At 69.6% G+C, this 18,872-nt stretch carries 14 protein-coding genes; 5 read left to right on the plus strand and 9 right to left on the minus strand.

Annotated elements, in window-relative coordinates:
- Positions 1–219 precede the first annotated feature (219 nt).
- Positions 220–2,829: a LuxR C-terminal-related transcriptional regulator gene (locus ACN27F_RS16885; RefSeq protein WP_421434475.1), complete on the plus strand. Its 2,610-nt coding sequence runs from the start codon at positions 220–222 to the stop codon at positions 2,827–2,829.
- A gap of 33 nt (positions 2,830–2,862) precedes the next feature.
- On the opposite strand, the gene ACN27F_RS16890 is transcribed toward ACN27F_RS16885, so the two are convergent.
- The 8 genes from ACN27F_RS16890 to ACN27F_RS16925 are packed head-to-tail and all read right to left on the minus strand — an operon-like array spanning position 2,863 to position 11,757.
- Entirely contained in the window at positions 2,863–4,014 is a 1,152-nt protein-coding gene (locus ACN27F_RS16890; RefSeq protein ID WP_421434476.1) for a 3-deoxy-7-phosphoheptulonate synthase, read from the minus strand.
- Positions 4,011–5,873 (minus strand): anthranilate synthase family protein, encoded by a 1,863-nt coding sequence (locus tag ACN27F_RS16895; RefSeq protein WP_421434477.1) that lies wholly within the window; start codon positions 5,871–5,873, stop codon positions 4,011–4,013. Before ACN27F_RS16895 ends, ACN27F_RS16890 begins: the two co-directional genes overlap by 4 nt.
- On the minus strand, positions 5,870–6,526 hold the full coding sequence (locus tag ACN27F_RS16900; protein ID WP_421434478.1) for an isochorismatase family protein: 657 nt from the start codon (positions 6,524–6,526) through the stop codon (positions 5,870–5,872). Before ACN27F_RS16900 ends, ACN27F_RS16895 begins: the two co-directional genes overlap by 4 nt.
- Positions 6,527–6,564: 38 nt before the next feature.
- Positions 6,565–7,335 carry a 2,3-dihydro-2,3-dihydroxybenzoate dehydrogenase gene (locus tag ACN27F_RS16905; RefSeq protein ID WP_421434479.1) on the minus strand — a complete coding sequence of 257 codons (771 nt, stop codon included), beginning with the start codon at positions 7,333–7,335 and terminating at the stop codon, positions 6,565–6,567.
- 1 nt (position 7,336) lies between these two features.
- Positions 7,337–8,842: an amidohydrolase family protein gene (locus ACN27F_RS16910; RefSeq protein WP_421434480.1), complete on the minus strand. Its 1,506-nt coding sequence runs from the start codon at positions 8,840–8,842 to the stop codon at positions 7,337–7,339.
- On the minus strand, positions 8,839–9,084 hold the full coding sequence (locus ACN27F_RS16915) for a phosphopantetheine-binding protein (RefSeq protein ID WP_421434481.1): 246 nt from the start codon (positions 9,082–9,084) through the stop codon (positions 8,839–8,841). The genes ACN27F_RS16910 and ACN27F_RS16915 overlap by 4 nt, the downstream gene beginning before the upstream one ends.
- Complete coding sequence (locus ACN27F_RS16920) at positions 9,077–10,714, minus strand: (2,3-dihydroxybenzoyl)adenylate synthase (protein ID WP_421434482.1); 1,638 nt, start codon at positions 10,712–10,714, stop codon at positions 9,077–9,079. The genes ACN27F_RS16915 and ACN27F_RS16920 overlap by 8 nt, the downstream gene beginning before the upstream one ends.
- An 11-nt stretch (positions 10,715–10,725) precedes the next feature.
- Positions 10,726–11,757 (minus strand): ketoacyl-ACP synthase III family protein, encoded by a 1,032-nt coding sequence (locus ACN27F_RS16925; protein ID WP_421434483.1) that lies wholly within the window; start codon positions 11,755–11,757, stop codon positions 10,726–10,728.
- A gap of 214 nt (positions 11,758–11,971) precedes the next feature.
- On the opposite strand from ACN27F_RS16925, the gene ACN27F_RS16930 reads away from it, so the two are divergent.
- Together ACN27F_RS16930 and ACN27F_RS16935 are read left to right on the plus strand one after the other, a co-directional pair.
- Positions 11,972–13,285, plus strand: a complete 1,314-nt coding sequence (locus ACN27F_RS16930) for a phenylacetate--CoA ligase family protein (protein ID WP_421434484.1) — start codon at positions 11,972–11,974, stop codon at positions 13,283–13,285.
- 22 nt (positions 13,286–13,307) lie between these two features.
- Complete coding sequence (locus tag ACN27F_RS16935; RefSeq protein WP_421434485.1) at positions 13,308–14,498, plus strand: FAD-dependent monooxygenase; 1,191 nt, start codon at positions 13,308–13,310, stop codon at positions 14,496–14,498.
- Here ACN27F_RS16935 and ACN27F_RS16940 read toward each other — a convergent pair.
- Positions 14,429–15,139 (minus strand): TetR/AcrR family transcriptional regulator, encoded by a 711-nt coding sequence (locus tag ACN27F_RS16940; protein ID WP_421434486.1) that lies wholly within the window; start codon positions 15,137–15,139, stop codon positions 14,429–14,431. The two genes, ACN27F_RS16935 and ACN27F_RS16940, sit on opposite strands and share 70 nt — an antisense overlap.
- A gap of 114 nt (positions 15,140–15,253) precedes the next feature.
- Between ACN27F_RS16940 and ACN27F_RS16945 the strand changes: the two genes are divergently transcribed.
- Both ACN27F_RS16945 and ACN27F_RS16950 read left to right on the plus strand, forming a co-directional pair.
- Positions 15,254–17,014, plus strand: a complete 1,761-nt coding sequence (locus tag ACN27F_RS16945) for an ABC transporter ATP-binding protein (RefSeq protein ID WP_421434487.1) — start codon at positions 15,254–15,256, stop codon at positions 17,012–17,014.
- Positions 17,011–18,789, plus strand: a complete 1,779-nt coding sequence (locus ACN27F_RS16950; RefSeq protein WP_421434488.1) for an ABC transporter ATP-binding protein — start codon at positions 17,011–17,013, stop codon at positions 18,787–18,789. The genes ACN27F_RS16945 and ACN27F_RS16950 overlap by 4 nt, the downstream gene beginning before the upstream one ends.
- The last annotated feature ends 83 nt before the right edge of the window (positions 18,790–18,872 follow it).

An 18,872-nucleotide genomic window follows, 5' to 3' on the forward strand; every position in this document is an offset into this window, starting at 1 on the left:
GCGTGGAAGTTTCGGCAGCTCCACCACACACACCCGCCGACCGCCACCACGGATCGCTTCACATCCACTCATTCCCATCATAGCGAGGACCAGGCAACCACTGTTAGCGTCGTCGATGACTGTTCGTAGCGGTTCGGCTACTGCAACGCATCAGAGCCGATCAACCCAGTTCTCTTGGGCAGCGCTCAGCGCTCGTGCGTCGCGATCAGGGACAGGGGCATGACGACACCCGGTGTGAAACAGCGGAAGCTTGCCGGACGAACGGCCGAGTTCGACCGGATCGACCACATTCTCGGCGGGAGCCGCAGCCTCCTGCTCGTCGGCGCGGCGGGCGTCGGGCGGTCCAGCCTGCTCCGTGCGGCGCTGGACTTGGCTGCCGGCAAGGGCTTCGAGGTGGTCCGGGTCGGTGTCGTACGATCCCGGCCGGCCCGGTACATCACCACCTTGGACGAATGGCTGTCCTGCCATATCTCCGACCACGGCAATTCCAAAAGCCACGATCTGAAGTCGCTGCATCGGGAGCGTCCCCGAGCGCTCGGCATCGACGACCTGGACCGGCTCGACCCGTCATCGGCGGCTGCCCTGTATCACCTGGTGGAGATACACGATGTCCGCCTGATCGGCACCGTGCGCGCCGGCTCCGCCACCGCCGAGGCGATCAACCGGCTGTGGCTCGACGGGCTGGCCGAGCGGATCGAGGTGCATCCGCTCGACCGGGCCGCGACCTCCGACCTGCTGCACGAGCGGCTCGGCGGCACGGTGAGCCCAGGTTCGGTGGATCGTCTCTGGTTCGTCACCCACGGCAACCCGATGCTGCTGCGGGAGTTGGTCGATCATGCGGTCGAGCAGGGTGACCTGTCCATCAAGGACGGCGTATGGGCGTGGAAAGGGCTGGGGCGGGCCGACGGCCGCCTGCTGGATCTGGTCCGGATGCGGCTCGGCGAGCTGAGCGCGGAGGAAACCGAGCTGGTGAACATGGTGGCGCTGGCCGAACCGCTGCGGGTGGACCTGCCCGCGGTGGTGGAACTGGCCAAGGCGGCGGAGTCGTTGAACAAACGTGGAGTACTGGTCACCGCCAGCGACTCCGACGGCATTCACATCAGCCTCGCGTACCCCCTCTGCGCCGAGGTCGTTGTGGCGACCATGCCTCAGCTGACCGGTCGACGACTGCGCCGGGAGCTGGCCGCGCAGATCGCCCGGGCGAGTCACCGGGACGAGGATCTGCTGCGGGTGGTGCGGCTACGGCTCGACGCAGGAGCCGAGGTGGCCGACGAGGAGTTGGCCGCCGCCGCGGATGTGGCGCTGGACAGGCAGAAATTCGTGCTCGCCGAGGAACTGGCCCGGCGGATGGCACCGCCCGGGGAGTTTCCCCACAGCCCACGGGCCGCGCTGCGGCTGGGCAACGCCCTGGTCGGCCAATCCCGGTATGCCGAGGCTGAGGAGGTGTGGTCGCGGGTCGGCCGGCTACCTGCCGATCAGGAGGCAACCGACTACCGTGACCTACTGCACGCCCGCTCGGTGAACCTGATCTGGGGCCTGAGGCAGATCGACGACGCGGTGGTCCTGCTCGCCAACCATCAGGAACGGGAGGACTCGCGGCTGCAGTCCGCCCGGATCGCGCTCTACCTTTTGGCCGACCGCCTGCACGAGGTGGCCGAGGCGGGTGAGACGGTGCTGCGCAGCAACCCCGCCGATCATCCGATCGCCCAGGTGACCGTGCCACCCGCCGCGCTTGCCAGCCTGGAGCTGGGCGACGCGGCCCGGGCCCTACGGCTGCTGCTGGCCTGTTGGGACAAGCTGGACGCGTGGGAGGCCGAGCCCCGCCTCTTCCATTCGATCATGACGGTCACGGCCGCGTTTCTGAACGGACGGCTGGAACTGGTCAACGAGGTGCTGGCGCGTCTGACCGCCGAACCGGGACCGGTGGTCGGCCAGCGGCAGCAGCTGGTGATGAATGCCCGGTTGTCGCGTGCCCACGGCCGCCACGACGCAGCCGCCGCGATGTTCCGACAGGCTGCGGCGCTGCGCGACAGCCGGGAATGGCTGACCACACAGAGCTGGACGCTCGCGCAGCTGGCTGGATGCTTGGCCGAGGGCGGGTACTTCGCCGAGGCGGTTCGAGTCTTTGCCGAGGCCCGCAGCGCCGAACGGACCGCGCTCGCCTTCCCGATCGCGGTCGACGGCATGACGTTGGAGGGCGCGCTGATCGACGCCCATCTTGGCGACACCGCGCGGGCCCGGGCCAAATGCCGGGAGCTGGCTGAGCGGTGCGCCCAGTCGTGCCGTCCGGCCGGCGAGCTGAACGCGCTCTACCTGCTGGCCCGGCTCGGCGATGCCCGGCTGGTCACCGACCGGGCGAGCGCTCTAGCGGCCTCGGCGGCAAGCCGGATGATGTCGCTACAGGCGACACACATCGAGGCGCTGGCGGCCAACGATCCGGGCCGATTGGCGGCGGTCAGCGCCGACCTGCTCGCCGGTGGGTTGTTGCCGTTGGCGATCGAGTCGGCGGCGCAGGCGTACCGCGCGTACCGGATCGGCGGCCGGCGGCGGCACCATCAGGCGGTGGCGGCCCAGTGCCGTCAGTTGCTCGCCACGCACCGGGACCGGATCCCGCCGTGGATGCGGGAGGACGCTTCGCCGGCACCGGCCCTGACCCGACGGGAGCACGAAATCGCCGCACTGGCCGCGGTCGGGCAGAGCAACCGGGAGATCGCCGACCGGCTGACCGTTTCCATCCGCACCGTGGAGAACCACCTGCAGCGCGCGTACAGCAAGCTTGGCGTAGCTCGGCGTACCGAGCTAGCCGAACGCCTGGCCGCCGTCCACTGACTCAGACGACGTCGGATTTCGCGTCGGCCAAGCTCAGAGCAGCGTGGCGAGGAGCTCACCGACCCGGTGTACCTGAGCCGGGTTGAGGCGCGGGTCGCACGCGGACTCGAAGCACCTGGGCACGTCAACAGGCATCACGTTCCGGTCGTCGACGCACTCGGTCACCATCCGGCCGGTCAGCTCCAGGTGCACCCCGCCGGGATGAGTCCCGATCGCCCGGTGCACCATGAAGAATGCCTTGATCTCAGCAACGATCCGATCGACGTGCCGGGTCTTGTGTCCAGACGGCGCGGTGACGGTGTTGCCGTGCATCGGGTCGCACAACCACACCACCGGGTGCCCGCCCGCACGCACGGCCGCGACCAGCGCCGGCAGCACCGCGTCGACCCGGTCGGCGCCCATCCGCGAGATGAGCGTGAGCCGGCCGGGGATCCGCTCCGGATCCAACACCCGCACGACCTCCATCAGCTGCTCCGGGGTCGTGGACGGGCCGACTTTCAGCCCGATCGGGTTGCGGATGCCGGCGGCGTAGATGACGTGCGCGCTACGCGGATCACGGGTCCGTTCGCCGATCCACAGCATGTGCCCCGAGGCGGCGAAGTGACCGTCGCCGGCCGGCCGGGTCAGCGGCAACTCGTAGTCGAGCAGCAGCCCTTCGTGCGATACGAAAAAGCCGCCGCCAGCCGCCCTGCGCGCGTACGCCAGGACGTTGGCGGACGCCTGGTAGGCGACGAGCATGCGGCTCGGATCGTGCACGCGGGCAGCGGCGGTGAACGTCCGGTCGTTGACCGCGTCGCCGCGGTAGACAGGCAACTCTCGGCCACCGATCTGCTCTACGGGGCGACTTCGCGGTTTGGCGAACTGCCCGGCCATCCGGCCGATCACCACCGGCTCCCGGCCGCTGGCGGCCGCGACCTGCCCGGCCAGTTGGCGGAGTGCGCCGACGGTGCCCGCGACGTTGTCGTAGCGAACGGCGTCGAACGTCTCCGCGCAGTCTCCACCCTGGATGACCATGCCCCAGCCGTGCGCGACCATGGCCAGCCGCGCGGTCAGCGCCTGGCACTCGTCGGCCATGACCAGTGGGGGCCGGATCGCGAGCTCGGCGGTAACCGCGGCCAACGCCACCGGGTCCGACCAGGTTGGTTGCTGTGCCGCCGCCGCGAGGACAGCCTGTTGGCCGGTCACGACGGCACCCGTGTGGTGAGCAGACCGCCGACGAGGTCACGCAGGATACCCCGGCCGTTCGGCGTCATCACCGAGGAGGGATGAAACTGCACGGCGGCGAACGTCCGCCCACGCAGCGCGTGCACTTCGCCGGAAGCCGCGTCCCGGTCGACACTGACGGTGCCGTACCGGGTGGTGATCCGATCGCTGTCGGCAAAGGCCGCGTACGTGTTGTAGAAGTACACCAGCTCACTGCGACCGCATACTTCCACCCGCCGCTGCACGCCTTGCTGGGCGACAGCGCGGCGGCGTACCGGGATGCCGAGCGCGGCGCAGAGGATCTGATGGCTGAGGCACACCGCGAGCGTCGGCAGGCCGTCGCCAAGGCGCTCGGTCAGCAGGTCCTGCAGGCGGACGATACGCGGGTCGCGGTGGTCGCGCGGGTCGCCTGGGCCAGGGCCGGCCACGACGCAGTCGAAATCGTCGGGCCGCAGGTCTTCGTCGAACCGGCGGACGACCACATCGGCCCCGAGCGAGGCGAGCAACGTGCGGCCCATCGCGGTGAATCCGTCCTCCGCGTCGACGATGAGGATACGGCGGCCGAGCAACGGCCGGTCGGCGCTACGCCGATCGGGTGGGGACATCCACCACGGCGACAGCGGGCCGTTGCGCCGGGACAAGGCTGCGCGCACGGCGGCGGTGTTACCGATCTGCGGTACGGTCCTGTCGACCGCGCCGTCCGCCGGGTAGTTCAGCGCGTCCAGCAGAGTGGCCGCCTTCGCAGCGGTCTCGGCGGCCTCCCGGTCCGGCGCGGAGTCGCGGACCAACGTGGCGCCGACGTCGAGCCGCAACTGGCCCGCCGAGTCGACCTCCGCGGTTCGAATCATGATCACCGAATCGATCGAACCTTCACCGATCAGCGCCGCCACGCCTGCGTAGTAGCTGCGGCCGGTCGACTCGTAGCGCGAGATGACGTCGGCGGCGCTACGCAACGGACTACCGATCACCGTTGGTGCGAACATCGTGTGCCGCAACACGTCGTGTGAGTCCAGCGCGGTCTCGCCCTCGACCACGTATTCGGTGTGCGCGAGATTCCGCATCTGACGCAGGTAGGGTCCGTGCACCCAGCCGCCCCGGTCGCACATGCGACTCATCATCTTGAGCTCCTCGTCAACGACCATGTACAGCTCGTTCGTCTCCTTGCCATCGGCCAGAAAGCGCAGGACTCCGTGGGCGGTGGGGCCGCCGGGCGGGTAGCGGTACGTGCCGCTGATCGGGTTCATCGTCACCACGCCGGCGTGCAACCCGACATGCCGTTCCGGACTGGCACCGAGGAACGTCCGGAACGGCGTGTGGATCAGGAAGGTCCAGTGGGCGCCCGTAGTCACCGACAGCAGGCGACGGAACAGTGCCAGGGCGACCGCCGGATCCCACCCGCCGACCGTGGCCCGGTACGAGCGGCGCAGCACGAAATTCGATCCCGCCCCGGTGCCGATCTGATCCCGCTGCACGGCCATGACCAGCGCGGCGTAGGCCGCGTCGGTCAAGTCGAACGCGCCGTTGCGCAGGCGTACCGGTGCGTCCGGCAGCGCGGCGGCGACCTCGTCCGGTGTGACCTGCTCCCGCCGGTCCACGCGCAGCGTGAGGATCGGCGCCCCGTCGTCGCGGCAGGGTAGACCGACCTCGGTCAGCTGCCGGTAAGGAAGTACGGCCAGCACCTCGCCGCCACCGCGTGGCACCGGCAGGCATGCCGTCCGGTCCACCGTCTCGGCCGTGCCGATCAGCACGTCGACCACGTCCGGTGCGGTGTGCTGCCGGTGCAGCAGGGCGAATGCCGGCGGCGGTGTCGGCCCCGCGACGTCCGCCAACGCCCCGCTCACGACACGACGCTTCCGGCTCGGGCGAACGCGACCGACACGTCTTCGGCGGTCGTCACGGCCGCACAGCGGGTGGCGGCGTAGGTGAGCGCCTGGACATGAAGCGCCGAGGAGAAGTCGGCGACCGCGTCCGACACCACGAACGCCTGGATGTCCCACGCGAAGGCATCCGACGCGGTGGTCAGGATACCGACGTGCGCGTAGACGCCACAGATCACCAACTGGTCCCGGCCGAGTTCGTGCAACAGCGTCAGCAGCCCGGTACGGACGAAGGCACTCGGCCGCCACTTGATCAGCACCCGGTCCCCCTCATCAGGGCGCAGCGGTGCGACCACTGCGGTCTGCTCCGGGTCGGCGGGCATGCCTGGTCCCCAGAAGTCCATCAGCAGCCCGCGGTCCGCGACGCTCATTCCCCCGGGCTGCGCGGTGTAAAGCACCGGCACACCCGCTTCGCGGGCGACGTCGCGCAGCCGGGCACACGCGTCGAGCACGACGTTCAGGGGTGGCCGACCGGTGTCGAAGGGCCGCAGGAAATACTCCTGCATATCGTGAATGAGCAGCACCGCCCGGCCTGCGTCAACGGCCCACCTGGTGGTGTTGCCGGGCAGCGCGTCCCGGTCCGGGATCGGGTAGGGTGAAATGTCGGGAATTGCCATTGATCTGTCTCCGCTCGTGGGCTTGCCGGATCGCGGGTTCACGCGCCGAGCGCGGCACCGCCGTCGATGACGAGGTCGTGCATGGTGATGTGGGCAGCCTCCTCGGAGAGCAGAAAACGCACGGCCCGTGCCACGTCTGCGGGCTGGGCGACCCGGCCGAGCGGGATACCGACCCGGAAGGAGGCAGGGTCGCCGGTCAGCGACTTGCGTCGGGCCGAGTCCGCGTCCTTCCAGAGCGCGGTGAGCATCGGGGTGTCGGTCGAGCCGGGCGCGACCACGTTGCACCGGACGCCGTACGGTGCCAACTCCAGACCGAGGCATACCGTGAAGGCACGGACGGCGGCCTTCGACGCCGCGTAGGCGGCCATCCCGGCACGGGCGGTACGGGCCGCGTTGGAGGCGACCGTGACGATCGAGCCCTCGCCGCGCCGGGCCATCCGCCGGCCAACGGACCGGGCCATGGTGAACACGCCGGTGCAGTTGACTGTCAGCGTGTCCGCCCAGTCCGCGTCGCTGAGCCCGATGACCGGTCCGGTACGCAGAATGCCGGCGCAGGTGACCAGGTAGTCGACGGGACCCAGCTCCGCCTCGGTGCGGGCCACCGCACCCTCCGCCAACGCCGGATCGCGCACGTCGGCCCTCATCGTCAGGTGCGGCGTGCCGTCAGGAAGCCCGGCTGCGGCCGCCGCGAGCCCGCCGCCGTCTTGGTCCACCATCGCGATCGCTACACCGTCGCCGGCCAGCAACTGCGCGACGGCGCGCCCGATTCCCCCTGCGGCACCGGTCACCACCGCCACTCGTCCCTGCATGTCAGCTCCTCACGGTCTCGCGGACGCGGGCGTCGGCGGCGACCGCGGCACGTACCCGGTCCGGATCGGCGGCGTGCCGCCGGATCGCGAACTCGGCGACCGCCTCGATGTAGTCCGCCCGCAGCCGTTCCTCGTCGGCCGTGACCCCGCGCCCGCCGTCGATCAGCACCCGGCCTCCGACGACCACGGTGTCCACATCGGCAGAACCGCCGATCGACAGGAACACCTCCAGCGGACGCGGGTTGAGCGTGTACCGCCAGTCATCCCGACGGATGAGCACCAGGTCGGCGCGGCTGCCCGGGGTCAACGCGCCGATTTCGTCGTCCCACCCGAGGCCACGGGCGGCGATGCTGGTGGCCATGGCGAGCGCGTCGCTGGGCCGGACCACGGTCGGGTCGGCGTACAGTTCGTTGTGCATCTGCCAGGCAGCCCGCATCGCCTCCGGCATTCCGGCGAAGGACAGCGGCGCGCCGTCGGTGGACAGGGATACGTCCATGCCGGCTCGGCGCAGTTCGGGAATCAGCCGGGTCTCGGTGAGCGCGGATTCACCGGCCGCGCCGTACTTGGCCGGTGAGTGGTTGATGTGGACCTCGGCCTCCCGCAGCAGCCGTCGCTCCTGGGCGTCGGCGAAGGCACAGTGGATAGCCATCAGCCGCGGGTTGAGCAGGCCGAGCGCGGCCAGCCTGCGCACCGGGGTGATACCGAAGTGCCGGGCGGTGAACTCGGCCTCGTTCCGCTGCGCACCCACGTGGGTGGCCACCGGCACGTCGAACCGGTCGGCTAGCTCGGCGAGCCCTCGGCCCAGCTCGTCGGTCATCGTGATCGGGTAAACCGGGGCCACCCGCCCACGCAGCAGGCCGGAGTCGTCGCCGGTGCATCGCTTCAACGTCACCTCCAGCTCGGCGAGCACCTCGTCGGTGTCCCTGGTGCGCTGAGGTTGGACTTCCGTTGGCACGCAGACCGCGTCGGTGGTCCACGTGCCGAGCATGAGGCGCATGCCCAGCCCGGCTGCCGCCTCGGCGAGCGCATCCGGTCGGTTCACGGATCCGGCGTCGGCGATCGTGGTGACACCCGCCCGCAGCTGGGTCCAGAGCGAATACCGGGCGATGGCCAGTGCCTCGGCCGGCTCCAGCGCGCCGACGACGTCGTGGAAGCCGTCGAAGATCCGGCAGACCGTATAGAGGTCTCCCCCGCGGGCCAGGAATCCGGGCAGGTCGGCCCGGTCCGATGCCGGCCGCAACGCGCCGTTGAAGGGAAACCGCAGTGCGAACAGATCGTGCCAGTGCGCATTGACGAACCCGGGCAGTACCAGGAACGCGCGCCCGTCCACTTCCAACGTGCGCTGCCGCTCCGCGGTGGGAAGCGCAGCGAGCAGCCGGTCCGCGTCGGTCGATGGTCCGACGTAGGCAATCCGGCCGTCGACCGCCAGCAGGCAGCCATCGGGCAGCACTTCCCCGTCACCGCCCGGGTGGATATAAGCGCCCCGGATCAGCAGCGGCACTGTCATCGCGGCCCCGCAGCGTCGGCCGACTCGACGTGGCGGCACCAGGCGGCCAACGTTGGCTCGCCGATCAGCAGATCGAGGTCAACGGAAATTCCCTCCCGCCGCAGCCGCCCGCTGACCCGCATCACGTCCAGCGAGCTGAGCCCGAGATGGACGAGATTCTCCGTGAGCGGCACGTCCGGCGGTTCCAGGCCGAGCAGTGGCGCCACGATAGCCCGCAGCCGGGTCTCCATCGGATCAGACACCGTCATTCCCCACCTTCGCCAGCTGCGCGGTCAGCGCCGCCTTGCTGATCTTGCCGAGTCCCGTGAGCGGGAACTCCTCAACGAAATGCACCCTGTCGACCGTCTTGAAAGACGCCAGTCCACGCTCCATGAGCAGCCGACGCAGCTCTGGTACGCGTGGCCACCGATCCTCCGAGAGGCCACGGGCCGGTACCACCACGGCGCAGACCCGCTCACCGAGCGATTCGTCAGGCTCGGCGACCACAGCGACCTGTGCCACCGCCGGGTGCGTCAGCAGGTGCTGCTCGACCTCGGGCGCGGAAATCTTGTCGCCGCCGCGGATCACCACGTCCTTGAGCCGGCCCTCGACGACCAACTCGCCGCCCGGGGTCAGCCGGGCCAGATCACCGGTGCGGTAGAAGCCGTCGGCGGTGAACGCGCGCGCGTTGTGTTCCGGCGCCCGGTAGTAGCCACGCAGTGTGTATGGCCCGCGGGCGTGCAGCTCGCCTATCTCGCCCGGCGCCACCTCCCGGTCGTCCGGGCCGACGATGCGCATCTCGTCGGCGGTGGACAGTGGCCGGCCCTGGGTGTTCAGGACGGTTTCCGCCGAGTCGTTGTCGCGGGTACAGGTGAGCAGACCCTCCGCCATGCCGAAAACCTGCTGCAGCCGACAGCCCAGCTCCGGCTCGATCCGGGCCGCCACCTTCGGGTGCAGCTTCGCGCTACCGATCTGCAGCAGCCGCAACGTGCTCAAGTCCGCCTGGGCCCACTCGGCCGCTTCCAGCCAGAGCAGGGTCACCGACGGCACTGTCGAGGTGACCGTCACCCTCTCTTGGTCGATAAGCGGGAAGCACATCTCCGGAGCCGGGGACTCGCAGAACACCACCGTGCCGCCATGGAGCAGCGTGCCGATGACACCCGGGCAGCCCCAGGTGAAGTTGAAGCCGACGGGCAGCACGGCCAGGTACACGTCCTGGGACCGGAGGCCGATCACCTCGGCCGAAGCCATCGCCTGGTAAAGGTAGTCGTCGTGAGTGCGCGGAATGAGCTTCGGCAGCGCGGTAGTCCCGCCGGAAAGCAGGAAGAACGCGACGTCGGACGGGTCGGCGGCGACCACATCGGCCGGAGCGCCGGCCAAATCGTCCAGCGCTACCGCGTCACCAGTGGCCATACCACTGTCTGTCACCAAGATGTCACGTAGGCTCGGACACTCGGCCCGTACCCGCCGGGCCTGTGTCACGAAGTCGAAGCCCTGCGCCACCCCGGCGACCACGATCGCGATCGCCTCGGTCTGTCGTACCAGATGAGTTATCTCCTCGGTCCGGTGCGCGGGCAGCGCGAAGACCGGTTTGGCGTCGAGGGCGAAAAGTGCGAAGCAGACCACCACGAAATCGGCCCGGTTCGGCAGTTGCACCACTACCCGGTCCCCGACGCCGACACCCCGATCACGCAGTCCGGCAGCCAGACTGGCCACCCGGTTGCCCAACTCGGCATAGCTGACCCGATTCGGTCCTGACACCAGGGCGGTACGCGTCCCGTACGCGTGGACCGCATCGGCCAGTGCCTCGGGCAACGTGCGACCGCGCCAGTGACCGGCCGCCCGGTAGCGCTCCGCGTCCGCCGCAGGCCATGGTGTACAGCCGTCAAGCATGGTTCCTCCACTCACGCGTCGGGAGATTCGGTGATCTGCAGGACCGCGCAGCCGGCTTCCATACCTGTCGCAGCGCCGATCAGCAGGACATGGTCGCCGGGCACCACGTGCCCTCCCGACCACAGGTAGTCCAGGCCTAGCACGAGGTCGGCGACACCCGTATGACCGACCGTGCGCGAGAAGTCCCAGACGCCGCGGTCGGCGTCGATGCCAAGCGGCTCCAGGAACATGGCATGCAGTGGATCCCAGTTGAAGCCGATGTGGCAGACCCGGCGCACCTGGCTCATGCCGATCCCGGCCTCGTCGAGAGTGCGGTCGGCGATGTCAGCTACCCGCGCGCCGAAGTCCGCGATCGGCGGCTTCACGCCGGCCGCCCATTGCGACCGCCAGTAGCGCAGCCGGCTGTCGAAGTCGAGCGCACGGCCGAGTGTCACCGACGGCGGCAGCAGCGGCTCGTCGCCGCGGTGCAGCGCCTCCATGGAGGGCTCGGAGAGCGAGCCGATCGCCAGCAGCCGGGCGAACCCGGGCCGACGGGACAGCACCACCGCGGCACCCGCGTCGGCGAACAGGAACAGACCGGAGGCGTTCCAGCGGTCCACCAGCGGAGTGGAGAAGTTGTCACCGGTTGTCAACAGCACGGCCGGCTCCGGTGCGCCGGCGATCAGTCGACAGGCGCCGACCTCGAGGCCGGCCAGCATGCCGAGGCAGCCCTGCCGGATCTCCATCGCCTGAACCGGCCGATCGATCGTGTTGCGGAGCACGTAGTGTGGCGCGGACCAGCCATCGGGGCCCTGGTGGTAGGTGTTGCTGTGCAGTAGCGTGCCGATTTCCTCTGGAGTGTGGCCGGAGCGGTGCAGCGCGGTGTTGGCCGCCCGGACGGCCATGTCCGGCGCCGGCACGGTCTCCTCCACAGCCACTGACTCCATCTTGGAGGCAAGCCGGCGCTGTTCGTCGTACCAACCCTTTTCGACGGCGAGCGCGGTGCTGACCGACCCCGGGAGGTATCCCCCGATTCCGGCGAGATACAGGTCCTTCACCTTCACGTGTGCTCCTTCCGACGGCTGTCCCGTCGAGCACAGCAGCGGACGACCTCCGGAACGTGAGTAGGCGCTACTCAACGCGATGTCCAGAACATGGCGACCGTGTTCCGGTCATCTGCCACCGGCCAGCGACGGACGAGTAGTGGCTACTCACGATCGCCGGGCCCCGGGCTGGTTCGGTTGTCGTGTACTCCATGGTGCGGTGAAGGGAGGCCGGATGGATGGGCACAGGCCCGAGCTCGGCGACTGGTCCTCGGTGGAGCAGTTGCACGACCTGCAGCGGGCACGGCTGCCCCGACTGCTGGCGCGGGCGGCCCGGTCGCCGTTCTACCAGAAGAGATTCGCCGGCGGCCACACGCCGACTACGGTCGAGGATTTCTTCGCCCTGGAGTTGACGCTCAAACAGGACTTGCGGGATGCGTACCCGTGGGGGATGTTGGCCGTCGATCCTGCGGAGCTGGCAACCTATCACGAGTCCAGCGGCTCGGCGGGCACGCCGACGCCGAGCTTCTACACCGCGGGCGACTGGCACGACCTGGCCGAGCGGTATGCGCGCAAGTGGGTCGGCATCAACGCGGACGACGTGTTCCTGGTACGTACCCCCTACGCGCTGATGATCACCGGGCACCTGGCGCACGCGGCGGCGCGGCTGCGCGGTGCGACGGTGATCCCGGGCGACTGTCGTTCCCTCGCGATGCCGATGTCCCGTGTCGTGCGGGTGCTGCACGATCTCAACGTCACGCTGACGTGGGGGAACCCGACGGAGACGATGATGTGGGCGGCGTCCGCCCGAGCGGCCGGGCTGGATCCGGCGACCGATTTCCCGGCCTTGCGGGCACTGTTCGTCTCCGCCGAGCCGCTCACCGGGGCACGCCGAAACCGGATCAGCGAGATCTGGGGCGGGATTCCGGTGGTCGAGGAGTACGGCGCGACCGAGACCGGCACGCTCGCCGGCGCAGCCCCCGACGGCACGATGCGGCTGTGGGCCGACCGGGTGCTGTTCGAGGTGCTGGATCCGCAGACCGGCCGATTGCAGCCGGAGGGCCGCGGCACGCTGGTTGCCACGCCGCTGTACCGGGACGCGATGCCGCTACTGCGCTACCACCTTGCCGACGAGGTGGAGGTTTCCTACCGGGACGCGGACCGGGACAGCTGGTTCCTTCCGACGGTCCGGGTACTCGGCCGGTCCGCGTTCGAATACCGGGTGCACGGCATCGGCGTCACTCAGGAGCGGCTGGAGGAGCTGATCTTCGGCCTGCCCCGGGAACGGGAGGTGATTTTCTGGCGGGCACGGGCCGAGCAGGAACTGCTGACGGTCGAGTTCGAGGTACCGCCGGCGCAGAGGGAGCTGGCCCGCGCGGAGCTTGGTACCGCGATCGACCGTCGATTCGGGGTGCCGCACCGGATCACGCCGCTGCCACCGGGCTCGCTCGTGCCGGACGCGGTGCTGACCGCCGACACGGACGTGTTGAAGCCTCGCAGCCTGTTCGGCCCACACGACAACTGGGACAAGTCGATTCTCTACTTCTGAGCAGTCAGAGAGGAGGCGGGACATGCAAGTTCCGATCATGGTGGTCGGCGGCGGCATCGGCGGACTGTCGGCCGCGATCGCTCTGGCCGCCGAGGGTCTCCGGGTCACCGTGGTGGAGCGGTCGGCCGAGTTCGCCGAAATCGGGGCCGGCATCCAGTTGGGTGCCAACGCCACCCGGATCCTGCACCGTTTCGGGGTCCTGGACGAGGTGGCGGCGACCGCGGTGGAGCCGGCCCGGGCCCGGATGTGCGATCTGGGCACCGGGCAGACGCTGACCCGACTGCGGTTCGGCGCTCCGTACCGGGCTCGGTACGGCGCCCCGTACCTGGTTGTCCACCGCGGCGATCTACTCACCGCACTACACGATCGGTGCCGGGCCGACCCGCTGATCGAGATCTGGTCCGGCCGCAAGGTGACCCGGGTCCTTCCGCGGCAGGACACCGTCGTGGTCGCCTTCGAGGACGGCGAGCGCTATGACTGCGCCGCGGTGGTAGGGGCGGACGGTGCTTCGTCCCGCACCCGTGCGCTGGTCGGCGACTACCCGCTACGCCGTACGGGATTCACCACCTATCGGGGCATCGCCCCGGTGGAACGGTTGTCGGATCCGGTGCCCGCCGAGGTGCACATCTGGATCTCGCCCAACGCGCATCTGGTCCGCTACCCGGTCCGCAGCGGCCGGCTGTGCAACGTCGCCGCAGTTGTCCGCGACCGGCCGGACGGCACCGCCGCTGACCTGGATGAGCGGTTCGCCCCGGCATGCGCGCAGGCCAAAGCGGCGCTCGCCCTGATCGACCGCAGCCGGTGCTGGCCGGTGTGCGACCTGCCACCGTTGCCGACCTGGCGGTCGGGCACGGTCACGCTGCTTGGCGACGCCGCCCACCCGATGGTGCAATACCTCGCCCAGGCCGCCTGTCAAGCGCTGGAGGACGCGGTGTCCTTGGGCACCGCGCTCGCCACCGAACCGGACACCGTGCGCGCACTGGACCGCTACGAGCGGGACCGGATCCCTCGCACCGGCCGCTGCCAGACTGCTGCGACCGCGTGGGGCGAGGTGTGGCACACCGCCGACCCGATCACCCGCGGGCTACGGGACCGGCTGTTCCAGGCCCGAGACGAGACCGACTACAGCGAGGTGGACTGGCTCTACCGGTCGGCGACGGAGACAAGTGTCGCCGCTACGCCGTCAAGTGCCCGCGACACGGTGTACTCGTAGAATCTCGCGTCGACCAGCGCCGTATCGGTCGGTGCCGAGCCGTGGGCCGCGATGTCCGCCCCGACCATGGCCAGTCCCGGCCGGTTCACCGCGTCCCGCTGGCCAAGCAGCAGAACCGCAAGCTCGTCGCGGGCGGTGGGATGCCGTTCGACGCGGTCGTCTTCCGCGGCGATCTGCATGAACGTCGTGTTGATCAGAAAGCGGTACGCGGCGATCGCGCCCCGGCCGAACCCGGCTGAGTGAAGCACCTGGATCCCCTGGTCCATCAGATCGAGCGCCGCCGGCACGGCGGGGCCCATGACGACCAGCCGCCGGGCGACCCCGCGGTGTCTGCGCAGCACCGGCCGGCTGCCCAGCAGCATCGCCGCGAACCACTCCCGCCAGGGCAGATCTCGCGGGGGTACGGGCAGCTCCGCAACCACCCGTTGAACGACCTCGGCTATCACCGCGTCCCGGTCGCCGATGTGGTGGTAGATCACCCGTGGCCCGACGTCGAGCATCCGGGACAGCTCACGCAGGCTCCAGTTCTCCACGCCGCACCGCACCGTCAGTGACACGGCTGCGTCGATGATCGCGGTAACGGTGATCGGGGTGAGCCCGTCCGCGACTCGGGATCGCGACCGGGCGGCGGGAGCCTGCATCCCCCGATTTAAGCAGATCGTACTGGTCCTTTGGCCTCAGCAGCGACGTCAGCTAAGGTCAGCCTTACGTGTTCAACGCTGTGTAAGAGAGAGACCCAGGAAGAAAGGCGCCGCATGTCCAAGAGAGAACAGGCCCTGGGTGAACTCCTCAGGCCCATACGCGGCCGGCTGTTGCTGGCCGCGGCAGTTCAGGCAGCCGCCGCCGCGCTCGGCGTGGTGCCTCTCGTCGCGGTCGCCCACCTGGGCTACGAGGTGCTCGACCCGCCGATCGACCGGGGGCGAGTAGTCAAGATCATCATCGTGGCGACCGCCGCTCTCTTCGGCCGACTCGTGCTAGCGGTGATCGCGAGCGCCGTGGCGCACTTTGCGGAGAACGATTTCCAGCTACACGTACGCCGTCTGCTTGTCGACCGGCTCGGCCGGCTACCGCTCGGCTGGTTCGGATCCACCAACTCCGGCGTGGTCAAGAAGGCCGTCCAGGACGACGTCGACCAGATGCACCACATGGTCGCGCACTCGGTCCTGGAACTGGTCTCCGCAGCGGTGGTTCCGTTGGCGTCGCTGGGCTACCTGGCCTGGGTCGACTGGCGGATGGCACTGATCACCGCCGCGCCGCTCGTGGTAGGTATCGCCCTGTACGGGCGCACCGGTCGAAAGTTCATGGCGAACCTGACCTCGATGGACCAGGAAACGGCCCGGATCAACGCCAGCGCCGTGGAGTTCGTCCGCGGCATCGCCGTGGTCAAGACCTTCGGTCTGAGCCGGCGGGCCTACCGCCGCTTCGCCGAGGCAGCCGACGCGTTCGCCGACTTCTTCACCGCCTGGGTGGCCCGACTCATCGGGCCTCGGGCGCTTTCGGAGACGGTGCTCTCCCCGGTCACCGTGTTGCTCGTGGTGCTCACCGCTGGCGCCGCCATGATCATTTCCGAACAACTCCCTCCCGCCGATCTGGTGCCCTTCCTACTTCTCGGCGGCGGGCTGACCGCTCCGATCACGGCCCTCACCTTCGCCGAGCAGGATGTACGCGCGGCTCAGCAGGCAGCGGATCGGGTCGTCGCGGTGCTGTCCATCCCGCCGCTGCCGCCGCCGGCCAACCCGACCGTCCCCGCCGACACCCGGATCGAGTTGGGCGGCGTCTCGTTCTCCTACGACGGGCGGACGGACGTGCTCAGCGACGTCGACCTCGTCCTCGATCCGGGCACCGTCACCGCGCTCGTCGGTCAATCGGGAGCCGGTAAGAGCACACTCGCCGCCCTGCTACCTCGATTCTGGGACGCTACCGGCGGTTCGGTCAGAGTCGGGGGCGTCGACGTGCGCGACATTCCCGCCGCCGAGCTCTACCGTCGCCTCGCTATCGTCTTCCAGGACGTCTGCCTGCTTCGGGCAAGCGTCATCGACAACATCCGCATCGCCCGGCCGGACGCGAGTGCCGAGGAAGTCGAGGCCGCGGCGCGCGACGCGCAGATCCACGACCGGATCATCCGGCTTCCCCGGGGGTACGACTCGATCATCGGCGACGAGACGAACCTCTCCGGCGGCGAGGCGCAGCGCGTCTCCATCGCCCGCGCGCTGCTCGCCGACGCACCCGTGATCGTGCTCGACGAGGGCACCGTCTACACCGATCCCGACTCTGAGGCGGCGATCCAATCGGCGCTCACCCGGCTGGCCCAGGGAAAGACGCTGCTGGTGATCGCGCACCGGCTCGCCAGCGTCGTCACCGCCGACCAGATCGTCGTGCTACGCGACGGGCGGATCGTGGAACGCGGCCGCCACGAGGAGCTACTCGTCGCCAGCGGCTACTACTCGACCCTATGGGCCGACCAGGACACCGAGTCCGTACCGGTCGCCCTTCACCCGCAGGGAGCTCACCGATGATCCGCAGCCTCCTCGCCGTCGTCGGTCCCGCCGAAGGCCGCGCCATCCGCCGGCTGGTCATCATGATCGCGGCCGCCGCCGTCCTCCAGGGCGTGGCCTTCGCGCTGGTCGTACCGATCCTGCGCGCGTTGCTCAGTCCGAGTCCGGCCGATGTCTGGCCCTGGCTGGGTGCGCTGTTCGCCCTGTCCGTGTGCTGGGCGGTGATTCAGTTCCGCGGCCTCCGCGACGGCATGCGCTCGGGTGCGTACCTTTCTCGCCATCTACGCCATCGCATCGGTGATCACGTGGCAACGCTTCCGCTCGGCTGGTTCGGCCCAGCGCGCCTCGGCGGTCTGAGCACGATGACGGGCGAGACCGTCATGTCGATCTCCAGCGCGCCTGCCCACCTCCTCCGGCCGCTGATCAACGCCATGGTCACGCCGGCCACTGTGGTGCTGACCTTGTTCCTGTTCGACTGGCGGATCGCGTTGGCCGCCACATTGACCGTACCGGTGATCGTGGTCGGCTACCGGTGGAGCACCTCACTGACCGTCACGGCGAACCGCGCCCATCACCGGGCCATCGAGGAGACCGGATCCCGCGTGATCGAGTTCGCGACCGCGCAACCGGTGCTGCGTGCCTTCGGCGGCGAGCACGGCGACCGCGTGCTGACCGAAGCGCTGACCATCCAGCGGGACGCCGCACGTCGGGTGCTGCGGGCGGCGATCCCCGGCCTCGTCGGCTTCTCCCTCGTCGTCCAAGCCGCCTTCACCGTCGTTCTGATCACCGGCGCCACACTTGCCCTCGGCGGCAGGATCGGCGCCGCCGATCTGATCGCGTTGCTCGTTCTCACCGTTCGCTTCGTCGAACCGATGGCCGAGGCGGCCACGCTGGGCTCGGCCGCCAATCGGATCGGCAACGGTATCGACCGCGTCCGGGAGCTGCTGGCGGCCGAGCCGCTGCCCGAGCCCGACGTCCCACGGCGCCCGACCGGCGGTGCCATCGAGTTCGACGACGTCACCTTCAGCTACGACAGCACCCCCGTGCTACGCAATGTCTCCTTCACCGTGCCGCAGGGCACCATGACCGCACTGGTCGGGCCCTCCGGCTCCGGCAAGACCACAGTCATCCGGCTTATCGCCCGGTTCTTCGACGTCGACTCCGGTCGCGTCCGGGTGGGTGGAGAGGATGTACGCGACCTGTCCACCGACGACCTCATGTCACTCATCGCCGTGGTCTTCCAGGACGTGGTTCTCTTCGAAGGGTCGATTCTGGAGAACGTCCGGATGGGCCGGTCCGACGCGAGCGACGAGGAGGTGCGCGAGGCCGCCCGCGCGGCGCGGGTGGACGAGATCGTGCAGCGGCTGCCGGACGGTTGGCACACCCAGGTCGGCGAGGGCGGTGCCGCGCTTTCGGGTGGTGAGCGCCAGCGGGTCTCGATCGCCCGGGCCATCCTGAAGGACGCGCCGATCGTGCTGCTCGACGAGGCGACCGCCTCGCTCGACGCCAGCAACGAGCGGGCGGTACGAGACGCCTTGGCGGTGCTCACCGCAGATCGGACTCTGCTGGTCATCGCCCACCGCCTGCACACAGTGGTCGCCGCCACCCAGATCCTGGTCTTGGAGGAGGGCCGGATCAGCCAGCACGGCACCCACGAGGAGTTGAAGGACGTACCCGGCCGATACGCGTCTTTCTGGCGCGAACGCAGTCAGGTCCAGTCGTGGAAGCTCACCGCACAGGAAGCGTCCACGCAGGAAGCATCCGCACCGGAAGCGTCCGCACCGGCCCGCGGCTGAACCATGGCGCGGCCCCGGAGTCGGGCTCCGGGGCCGCGCCACGCACTGCGTCGCCCGCCGCAACGGTCCAGGCCGCGCTTCGA

The organism is Solwaraspora sp. WMMB335 (assembly GCF_049179075.1).
GTDB lineage: Bacteria > Actinomycetota > Actinomycetes > Mycobacteriales > Micromonosporaceae > Micromonospora_E.

Excerpts from the sequence above, each read along its gene's own strand:
- ACN27F_RS16885 (WP_421434475.1), top strand. The coding sequence starts at position 220 with ATGACGACACCCGGTGTGAAACAGCGGAAGCTTGCCGGACGAACGGCC.
- ACN27F_RS16950 (WP_421434488.1), top strand. The coding sequence starts at position 17,011 with ATGATCCGCAGCCTCCTCGCCGTCGTCGGTCCCGCCGAAGGCCGCGCC.
- ACN27F_RS16920 (WP_421434482.1), bottom strand. The coding sequence starts at position 10,714 with ATGCTTGACGGCTGTACACCATGGCCTGCGGCGGACGCGGAGCGCTAC.
- ACN27F_RS16905 (WP_421434479.1), bottom strand. The coding sequence starts at position 7,335 with ATGCAGGGACGAGTGGCGGTGGTGACCGGTGCCGCAGGGGGAATCGGG.
- ACN27F_RS16900 (WP_421434478.1), bottom strand. The coding sequence starts at position 6,526 with ATGGCAATTCCCGACATTTCACCCTACCCGATCCCGGACCGGGACGCG.
- ACN27F_RS16940 (WP_421434486.1), bottom strand. The coding sequence starts at position 15,139 with ATGCAGGCTCCCGCCGCCCGGTCGCGATCCCGAGTCGCGGACGGGCTC.
- ACN27F_RS16930 (WP_421434484.1), top strand. The coding sequence starts at position 11,972 with ATGGATGGGCACAGGCCCGAGCTCGGCGACTGGTCCTCGGTGGAGCAG.
- ACN27F_RS16945 (WP_421434487.1), top strand. The coding sequence starts at position 15,254 with ATGTCCAAGAGAGAACAGGCCCTGGGTGAACTCCTCAGGCCCATACGC.
- ACN27F_RS16935 (WP_421434485.1), top strand. The coding sequence starts at position 13,308 with ATGCAAGTTCCGATCATGGTGGTCGGCGGCGGCATCGGCGGACTGTCG.
- ACN27F_RS16910 (WP_421434480.1), bottom strand. The coding sequence starts at position 8,842 with ATGACAGTGCCGCTGCTGATCCGGGGCGCTTATATCCACCCGGGCGGT.